This is a genomic window from Luteibacter sp. P1_D3, assembly GCF_056406135.1.
The window spans coordinates 54,247-62,531 of record NZ_JBFUAT010000026.1 but is presented as its reverse complement, the minus strand read 5'-3'; the positions used below and the strand labels follow the sequence as shown (position 1 = coordinate 62,531).

General features: G+C 66.7%; 10 protein-coding genes. 3 read left to right on the top strand and 7 right to left on the bottom strand.

What is annotated here, in order from left to right:
* Positions 1-24 precede the first annotated feature (24 nt).
* Entirely contained in the window at positions 25-795 is a 771-nt protein-coding gene (locus tag AC1DYM_RS16445) for a head GIN domain-containing protein (protein ID WP_477340114.1), read from the bottom strand.
* Positions 796-965: 170 nt separating this feature from the next.
* Here AC1DYM_RS16445 and AC1DYM_RS16440 point away from each other — a divergent pair, with 170 nt between their 5' ends.
* Positions 966-1,505: a hypothetical protein gene (locus tag AC1DYM_RS16440; RefSeq protein WP_477340112.1), complete on the top strand. Its 540-nt coding sequence runs from the start codon at positions 966-968 to the stop codon at positions 1,503-1,505.
* Between the two features lie 179 nt (positions 1,506-1,684).
* On the opposite strand, the gene mazG is transcribed toward AC1DYM_RS16440, so the two are convergent.
* Genes mazG through gspN form a run of 5 tightly spaced genes read right to left on the bottom strand, consistent with a single transcriptional unit; the run spans position 1,685 to position 5,406 of the window.
* Positions 1,685-2,476 (bottom strand): nucleoside triphosphate pyrophosphohydrolase, encoded by a 792-nt coding sequence (mazG, locus tag AC1DYM_RS16435; RefSeq protein ID WP_477340110.1) that lies wholly within the window; start codon positions 2,474-2,476, stop codon positions 1,685-1,687.
* Positions 2,473-3,294, bottom strand: a complete 822-nt coding sequence (cysQ, locus tag AC1DYM_RS16430) for a 3'(2'),5'-bisphosphate nucleotidase CysQ (RefSeq protein WP_477340108.1) — start codon at positions 3,292-3,294, stop codon at positions 2,473-2,475. Before cysQ ends, mazG begins: the two co-directional genes overlap by 4 nt.
* Positions 3,291-3,848, bottom strand: a complete 558-nt coding sequence (gene nudE / locus AC1DYM_RS16425) for an ADP compounds hydrolase NudE (protein ID WP_477340106.1) — start codon at positions 3,846-3,848, stop codon at positions 3,291-3,293. Before nudE ends, cysQ begins: the two co-directional genes overlap by 4 nt.
* Positions 3,845-4,633 carry an inositol monophosphatase family protein gene (locus AC1DYM_RS16420; RefSeq protein ID WP_477340105.1) on the bottom strand — a complete coding sequence of 263 codons (789 nt, stop codon included), beginning with the start codon at positions 4,631-4,633 and terminating at the stop codon, positions 3,845-3,847. The genes nudE and AC1DYM_RS16420 overlap by 4 nt, the downstream gene beginning before the upstream one ends.
* A complete protein-coding gene (gene gspN, locus AC1DYM_RS16415; RefSeq protein WP_477340101.1) occupies positions 4,630-5,406 on the bottom strand; it encodes a type II secretion system protein N in 777 nt (258 codons plus the stop codon). Before gspN ends, AC1DYM_RS16420 begins: the two co-directional genes overlap by 4 nt.
* Before the next feature lie 55 nt (positions 5,407-5,461).
* Between gspN and AC1DYM_RS16410 the strand changes: the two genes are divergently transcribed.
* On the top strand, positions 5,462-6,832 hold the full coding sequence (locus AC1DYM_RS16410; protein ID WP_477340099.1) for an adenosylmethionine--8-amino-7-oxononanoate transaminase: 1,371 nt from the start codon (positions 5,462-5,464) through the stop codon (positions 6,830-6,832).
* On the opposite strand, the gene AC1DYM_RS16405 is transcribed toward AC1DYM_RS16410, so the two are convergent.
* The gene (locus AC1DYM_RS16405; RefSeq protein ID WP_477340097.1) at positions 6,829-7,455 is read right to left on the bottom strand and encodes a DsbA family protein; all 627 of its coding nucleotides are present in this window, start codon (positions 7,453-7,455) and stop codon (positions 6,829-6,831) included. The genes AC1DYM_RS16410 and AC1DYM_RS16405 overlap by 4 nt on opposite strands.
* Positions 7,456-7,537: 82 nt before the next feature.
* Between AC1DYM_RS16405 and AC1DYM_RS16400 the strand changes: the two genes are divergently transcribed.
* Positions 7,538-8,272, top strand: a complete 735-nt coding sequence (locus AC1DYM_RS16400) for a 16S rRNA (uracil(1498)-N(3))-methyltransferase (protein WP_477340095.1) — start codon at positions 7,538-7,540, stop codon at positions 8,270-8,272.
* Positions 8,273-8,285 lie beyond the last annotated feature (13 nt).

Here is an 8,285-nt window from a genome sequence, read left to right as displayed (position 1 = left end):
CGGCGGAACGACGGCGCTCTCGCCTCAGCGATCGCGGGGCACGTCGACCTTGCCGGTGACGCCACGCTGCGAGACGTCGCCGCTGCCCTTGGTGTTGACCGTGAGGTTGCCCTTGACGCCGTCGACATCGATCTCGCCTGAGCCGACCGTGCCGACGCTCACATCACCCGTGACGTCACGCAGCTTCGCTTCGCCGGAGCCGACCGTGGCGATGCGCACGCCGCCATGGATCCCCGACGCCGAGAGCGAACCGGAGCCGACCGTGCTGACATCGACCGCGCCGGTGTTTTCGAAGGTCGCTTCGCCCGAGCCCACCGTCGTGCTGACGGCGCCCTTGATCTCGCGGGCCTCGAGCTCGCCGGAGCCCACGGTCGATTCCAGCGAAGCGATCCCACGGGCTTTCGCATCGCCCGAACCGACGTTGATCTTCACCGGGATAGACGAAGGCACGGCCGCGTCGACCTTGAGGTCGCTGTAATGGGAACCGAAACCCCAGCCGCCGTGGCGGTCGCTGGTCAGTTCGACCAGCAAGGTGTCGCCGTCGCGCCGCTGGGTGACGACGAGGCTGTCCAGGACATCCTGGCTGGACGCGCACGCCTTGCCACGCACGGTGCCCTTACCCGCCGCGGCACCCCCTTCCACATGAAGGTCGTAGGCATTGGTCACGAAAGTCACGCTGCGCACGCCGGAGAGATCGAGGTCGAGATTACGGTCCGCGTGGAACTTGCAGTCGCTGCTGTCGGCCATGGCGGCGGCCGGCGCCAGAAGGAGGGCGGCGAGGATCAGGTGGCGCATGATTTTGCTCCGTTAGTGATTCGGTGTACCGGTGATGGATGCCGGCCACCCGGAAAGGGTTGCAACGTTCTCATTTCTTCACACGAAGCTGACCGGCAGGCAACGAACCGGTCAACCGGCGGCGAGGCGGCACGTTTTTCCCCGTGCACCACCTAACCGGGAGACAACCTATGCAACGCAAGACCTTGATCGCCAGTGCCGCTTCCCTGCTCCTCGCCGGCTCCACCGCCTTCGCGTTCGCGCAGGATGCCGCCCCGCAAGCCCCCTCGGCTCCGGCCGCCCGTTCCACCCAGGCCGGTGGCCCCGCCGGTGGCCCGAAGTGGGGTCATGGCGACCACGACGGTCGCGGTGGCGAGCACGGTCGCGGCGAATGGGGTGGCCATGGCCGCGGCCATGAACAAGGCGGCGTCATCGGCGACCTGCACAGCCTCGAGCGGCTTTACGTCATGACCGGCCGCAGCAAGGAACTGCCCGCGCTGTACAACGAGGTTCTCGCCAAGTCGCAGAACCCGCGCGTGCGCGACTACGCCTACCGCCACCTCGCTCGTGCGCAGATGCAACCGACCAACACCGACGCCGCGATCGCCACCCTGCGCAAGAGCCTCGACGAGAACCTCGCCCAGGACCAGAAGCGTCACCAGGACATGGAAGCGTTCAAGGCACGCATGCAGCAGCGTGCGGCGGCGGGTCCGGCTTCCACTGCCAAGTAAGTTCCAAGCGTCACGTACGTCGTGAAACGGAAACGGGGCCTTCGGGCCCCGTTTTCTCGTGCGAGGTCGCTAGCGCCACGCCACCGCTAGCACCCATCGCCGATGAATCGGCTCCTACAAGAGCCTTTCCCCGCTTTGGTAGGAGCCGATTCATCGGCGATGGCGCGCAGCGCCAACGATCAGACGCCCTCGCGCTTGACGCGAACCCAAAGCGCTTCCTGCTCTTCCAGCGAATAGGAAGCGAGCGAACGCCCTTCCGACGCCGCGATCGCCTCCATTGCACGAAACCGACGCTCGAACTTCGCGTTCGCCCCGCGCAGCGCGCGCGACACATCCACCTTTGCATGCCGCGCCAGGTTCGCCGCGACAAAGAGCACATCGCCGATCTCGTCGGCGAGCCGCTCCTCGTCGGCACCGTTCTCGAACTCGTGCCTGACTTCTTCGATTTCTTCGACGATCTTGTCAAGCACCGGCCGATGGTCGGGCCAGTCGAAACCCACGTTGGCCGCGCGTTTCTGCAGCTTCACAGCACGCTGCCATTCCGGCAGGCCATGTGAGATGCCGGCCAGCGCGCTGATGTCGTCGCCGCCCTTTGCCGCACGTTCCTCGGCTTTCAGCCGATCCCAGTCGCGCGACTGCGCCGCCAGGTTTTCGTGGGTCACGTCTTCGAAGACATGCGGATGGCGACGCACCATCTTGTCGCAAATCCCGGCGACCACATCGCCGAAGGCGAAATGACCCGCCTCTTCAGCCATGCGTGAATGAAACACGACCTGTAACAGGAGATCGCCCAGCTCGTCGCGAAGGTCGACCATGTCGTTGCGATCGATCGCATCGGCAACCTCGTAGGCTTCCTCGATGGTGTACGGCGCAATGGTGGCGAAGCTCTGCTTCACATCCCATGGGCAACCGTTTTCCGGATCGCGCAGACGCGCCATGATCGCGATGAGTTCGTCCACGGGTCGCGTCACGCGATGTCCTCCGGGTCGATAAGACGCGCCGCCCAGTCGATGGACGTGTCGCCGCAGGCAATGAATTCGGGATTGATCAGCGAATCACGCGTGTTGTATCGGAAGGGCCGACCGGCAAGATCGAGCACGGCGCCACCGGCTTCCTCGAGGACGCACTGCGCGGCGGCCGTGTCCCACTCGGAGGTCGCGCCCAGGCGCAGATAGATGTCGGCGTCGCCACGTGCGATGACGCAGAACTTCAACGACGAGCCGAGCGCAAAGGTCTCGTGCTCACCGAGGCGGTCGAGCAATGTCGCCGCGCGCACACCTGTGTGCGATCGGCTTCCCGTCACACGGAGCAGGCCACCCGCGGGCCGCGTGTGTATCGCGATCCGTTCCGCCGTCGCCGAGGCCTGTCGCCACGCACCGCAGCCCCGCGCCGCGGCGTAAAGGTCACCCGTGACCGGTGCGAGCACCACGCCGAGCACCGAGCGATGATCCTCGATCAGCGCGATGTTCACGCTGAACTCGCCATTGCGTTTGACGAACTCGCGCGTGCCATCGAGCGGATCGACCAGCCAGTAGCGGCGCCAGGTACGGCGCTCGGACCACGGTGCCGCCAGCGCCTCTTCGGAAATCACCGGCACGCCAGGAGCAAGTTCGCGCAGGCCCTCTTCGATCACGCGTTGCGCCGCGAGATCGGCGGCGGTGACCGGCGAGTTGTCGTCCTTGCAGATGACCTCGAAATCCTGCGCGTAGACAGCGAGGATCGCTTCGGCCGCGCGCTGCGCGATGGCGCAGACGGGGTCGAGCCAACGGGCGCAGGGCGCGGCGGTCACGATGGCTTGTAGCGACCGGCGAGGTACTCGCGGGCCATGAAGAGTGCGGCGATGGATCGCCCTTCCGTGACATCGTCGCGGGCCAGCAGCTCATGCAGCGCATCCATCCGCCAGGGCACCACTTCCAGTTCCTCGGGCTCGTCGCCTTGCAGGCGCTCGGGGTACAGATCCTCGGCGAGTACGACGTAACCCAGGTGGGTCATGTACGACGGGGACAGCGAGAGCGTGCCGAGGATCTTCAGCTTGCGCGCACCGAAGCCCACCTCTTCCTTCAGTTCGCGGTCGGCACCCTGCTCGGCCGTTTCGTCGCGATCGAGTCGACCCTTGGGCACGCCCAGTTCGTAGCGATCCACACCGACGCCGTATTCGCGCACGAGCAGCACGGTTTCCGGATCGCGCATGGCGACGATCAGGACCGCACCGAAGCCGCCGCCTTTTAGGCGCTGGTAGGTACGGCGTTCGCCGTTGGAAAATTCCAGGTCCACCTCTTCGACGCGGCGGAAATGGCTGTCGGGCGCGTCGCGTGTCGCCAGGATCTTCGGACGTTTGTTCATCGGTCGATTGTAGCCCCGGTCAGTCTCGCCAGCGCCGCGGCATGGATGGCCGGCGTCCCGGCCAGCACGCCGCGTGTTTCCAGGCCGACGGGCGCACCGTCGAGATCGGTGAAAACACCACCGGCCTCACGCACGATGACCGCCAGTGCGGCGATGTCGAGGATATTCACGTCGGACTCGATCACGAGGTCGAGTGCGCCCCGGGCGAGCAGGTGGTAATGACAGAAATCGCCGTAGCCGCGAATGCGGTTGCTGTCGCGAATCATGGCGCCGAGCGTGTTCCAGCGGGCATCGGCCGTAAGTGTCTTGACATTGCCTGTAGAGATCGAGGCGTCGGCCATCGATGTCGTCGCGGCGACCTTAACGGGCTCGCCGTCCAGCCAGGCACCGCGTCCGCGCACTGCCCACATCCGCTCGCCGTAGACGGGGGCGGAAGAGACACCGAGGACGAGTTCACCACGATGCATCAGGGCGATCTGGGTCGAGAAGAACGGGGTCCGGCGAACGAAGCTCTTCGTCCCGTCGAGCGGGTCGACCAGCCAGACGTACTCGCGCGAGGTATCGTCCGCGCCGTACTCCTCGCCGTAGATACCCGCGTCGGGCAATGCCTTGGCGAGAATGCCGCGGATGGCCATTTCGGCTTCGCGATCGGCGACGGTCACGGGGGTATCGTCGCCCTTGACGATGACGTCCACACCGGTGCGCCAGTAATGCAGGATGATCTCCGCCGCGGCGCCAGCGGCATCGCGGGCGGCGGCGAGGGCCTTGTCGAGGATATCGGTCATGGCGTCGTGATCGAGGGTGCGAGCCCCGCCTTGCGTTGGAGATTGACGGCGCCGTCGCGGCCCAACGGACCGAAACGCGCGATGAGGTGGGAAAGCGCGGTGTCTTCGATGCGCGGCACCAGCCGACCATCGAGTCGCCAGCCAAGCGGGGTCGCGGCGAGCGCCGCGCGCACCATGAGCGAGCCCTGGCCGTCATCGGCGAGGTTTGCTCGCAGGATCCCGCCCTGGCTGGTCGCCTTCAGCGCGATGCCGCCCAGGGCAATGTGCCCTTCGGGGGTCTTCACCGCGGCGGCGCGCCAGAGCACGTCCGCGTCCAGCGCGACGGGCCAGTTACCCTGCAGTTCGGCGCGCGGCACCTTGCCTTCGATGACGCCGACGGGAATGAGCTCCGGTGGCAGCGCCGGACCGGTCAGCGCGGCAACGTCCAGGCGGAAATCGATGCCAGTCCAGATCGAGTGATCGGCGTCGGGGCGTTCCAGGTGGCCCTGGAAGCGGCCCGCCCGACCGTCCAGGTTCAGATCCAGATGGGTGCGTCCGAGGATCACGTCGCGCCCCAGATGCCAGGTCAGGGCGCCGAGCTCGCGTCCGTCAATGGTGGTGACCTTGCCGGCCCGGCCGTTCCAGACGGTGCCGGAGACGTCGCCGAGCACGAAGCCGTGCGCCCGGCGGGCCAGGAGGGATGCGGCCACGCCGGCGGGCATGAACCAGTAGAACAGGCCGGCGGCGAACGCCAGCAGGACGACGACCAGGCCGATCCGACGGAACCACTTCAAACGATCACCTCACCTGCGACTTGAGGACCGGACGGCAGGGGGAGATCATGGGCGGATGACCGATGCCCTTTTCGCTCCACCGGCAGCCGACACGCTCGTCGCGCGCGACCGATCCGTCCTCTGGCACCCGTGCACCCAGATGCACGACCACGAAACCCTGCCCATGGTACCCGTGGTACGCGGCGAAGGGGCATGGCTGATCGGCGCGGATGGCAAACGCTATCTCGACGCCGTCAGTTCCTGGTGGACCAACCTGTTCGGGCATGCGGAGCCGCGCATCGGCGCCGCCCTGAAAGACCAGCTCGACCGCCTCGAGCACGTGATCTTCGCGGGCTTCACGCATGAACCGGCGGTAGAACTCGCCGAGGAGCTGGTCCGGATCACCCCGAAGGGTCTCGACCGCGTCTTCCTGGCCGACAACGGCTCGGCCGCGATCGAAGTGGCGTTGAAGATGAGCTTCCACTACTGGCTCAACCAGGGCCATGGCGAGAAGACCCGCTTCATCGCGCTCACCGGCAGCTACCACGGCGAGACGTTGGGTGCGCTCTCGGTCAGCGATGTCGCGCTCTACCGCAAGACGTATGCGCCCCTGTTGCTGACGCCGGAACTGGCGCCCTCGCCCGACGCCTACGAAGGCGAGCCGGGCGAAACACCGAAAGAAATCGCGACACGGCGCCTTGGCGAGATGCGCGCCCTGCTCGAACGGCACGCGCACGAAACCTGCGCGGTGATCGTCGAGCCCCTGGTGCAATGCGCCGGCGGCATGCGCATGTACGACGCGTCGTACCTCACCGGGCTGCGCGCGCTCTGCGACGAGTTCCAGGTGCATTTCATTGCCGACGAAATCGCCGTGGGCTTCGGCCGCACCGGCACCTTGTTCGCCTGCGAACAGGCAGGTATCTCCCCGGACTTCATGTGCCTGTCCAAGGGACTGACCGGTGGCTTCATGGCACTCTCCGCTGTCGTCACCACGAACGATGTCTACCAGGCCTTCTACGCCGAATACGCGGCGGGCAAGGCCTTCCTGCACTCGCACAGCTACACCGGCAATCCGCTGGCCTGCCGTGCCGCCACCGCCACGATGAAGATCTTCCGCGATGACCCCGTGCTTGAGCGCAACCGCGTGCTCGCCACGCATATGGCGAAGCGAATCGCCTCGTTGGTCGATCATCCGCATGTCGCCGACGTCCGCCAGACCGGGATGATCGCGGCCATCGAACTGGTCGCCGACAAGAAGACCCGCGCGCCCTTCCCTGCCGCCGACCGGCGTGGCCTGCGCGTGTATCGTCATGGTCTCGAGCACGGCGCGTTGCTGCGGCCGCTCGGCAACATCGTGTACTTCATGCCGCCTTACGTGATCACCGAGAGCGAGATCGACTTCATGGTCGACACGGCCATCGCCGGCATCGAAAAAGCCGTGCGCTAGATACGCGACAGCCCCACCGGGAGATCGCCCAGCCGGGCCATCTCCGGGTCGTCGAACAGATCGGGATGAGCGAGGAAGTCCATGGCGAAATCGTGGGCGTCCGCACCCCAGAACAATTCGCTGCCGATGGCCAGCGTCGGCACGCCGAACACCCGCTGCTGCATGGCCAGCTCGAAGTTGGCCTGCAGCGAGGCCTTGACCTCGGGCGCCGCCAACGCGGCACGCACATCGGCGATCCCCAACGAGGCCGCCAGGGGTGCCAGGGCCTCCGCGGTATCCGCCGCGCGTCCGTGGGCCCAGATCCATTCGAAGATCGCACCAACCGCTTCGACGGTGCCGCCCGCCGCGACGCACAGCCGCAGGGCCGGCAGCGGATTGAAGGGATGGGTCGGCGGAAACCTCAACGGCACATTGGCCTGGCGCGCCCGCCACAGGGCATAGCGGTAAGTGAACTCGCGCTTGCCATCGATTTCCGCCGGGCCGCGCTGCTCCATCTGCTTGAGCAGGGCACCGAACAGGATCGGCCGTAGCGACACGTCATGGGTCTTGCACAGCTCGCGCACCGCCGGCCACTGCAGCCAGCTGAACATGGAAACGAAATCGAAGTACCAGGCGATCGGCATGCACGGGCTCCGTCGTGAAGGCCCGACGATAGCGAGCCGCGCCGCTCGCTACAATGGACGTTCCGTGACACAAGGCTCATTCATGCGAACCATCCGCATCCACGTCGACATGCCGCTGGCCAGCGGCCGTGAGGTCGCCCTGCCCGCCCAGGCCGGCGAACACGTGGCCCGCGTGCTGCGCATGGAGGTCGGCGCGCCCGTGGTGCTGTTTGCCGGCGACGACGGCATGGAATTCGATGCGACCCTGGCCTCGGTCGGCAAGCGCGAGGTGGTCGCTTCGGTCGGCGAAGGCCGTGTCGTCGCCAACGAGTCGCCCCTGTCGCTCACCCTCGTCCAGGGCGTGGCCCGCGGCGAGAAGATGGACCTGATCGTGCAGAAGGCGACCGAGCTCGGCATCGCCCGCATCGTTCCGGTGCTCACCGAGCGGTCGGAAGTGAAGCTGGACGCTGCCCGCAGCGAAAAGCGACTCGCTCACTGGCGCGCTGTGGCATCGAGCGCCTGCGAGCAATCGGGCCGAGCGCGCGTGCCGGTGGTCGAGGCGGCCCAGCCGCTGGCGGCGTGGCTTGGTTCACTGGGCGAAGGCGGCCCCATGCGACTGGCCTTGCTGCCTGAAGGCGCGAAGCGTCCGAGCGAACTTCAGCTGAGCGGCGCCGCCATCCTCGCCATCGGTCCGGAAGGTGGCTTCGGCGAGCGCGATCGCACGGCACTGGATGCCGCTGGTTTCATCGGACTGAAGCTGGGACCGCGCATCCTGCGCACCGAAACTGCCGGCCTCGCCGCGATCGCGGCGCTACAGGCCCTCTACGGCGATATCTAGAAAATTTGTGGGA

Excerpts from the sequence above, each read along its gene's own strand:
- AC1DYM_RS16445 (WP_477340114.1), bottom strand. The coding sequence starts at position 795 with ATGCGCCACCTGATCCTCGCCGCCCTCCTTCTGGCGCCGGCCGCCGCC.
- AC1DYM_RS16440 (WP_477340112.1), top strand. The coding sequence starts at position 966 with ATGCAACGCAAGACCTTGATCGCCAGTGCCGCTTCCCTGCTCCTCGCC.
- nudE (WP_477340106.1), bottom strand. The coding sequence starts at position 3,848 with ATGAACAAACGTCCGAAGATCCTGGCGACACGCGACGCGCCCGACAGC.
- AC1DYM_RS16420 (WP_477340105.1), bottom strand. The coding sequence starts at position 4,633 with ATGACCGATATCCTCGACAAGGCCCTCGCCGCCGCCCGCGATGCCGCT.
- AC1DYM_RS16410 (WP_477340099.1), top strand. The coding sequence starts at position 5,462 with ATGACCGATGCCCTTTTCGCTCCACCGGCAGCCGACACGCTCGTCGCG.
- AC1DYM_RS16405 (WP_477340097.1), bottom strand. The coding sequence starts at position 7,455 with ATGCCGATCGCCTGGTACTTCGATTTCGTTTCCATGTTCAGCTGGCTG.
- AC1DYM_RS16400 (WP_477340095.1), top strand. The coding sequence starts at position 7,538 with ATGCGAACCATCCGCATCCACGTCGACATGCCGCTGGCCAGCGGCCGT.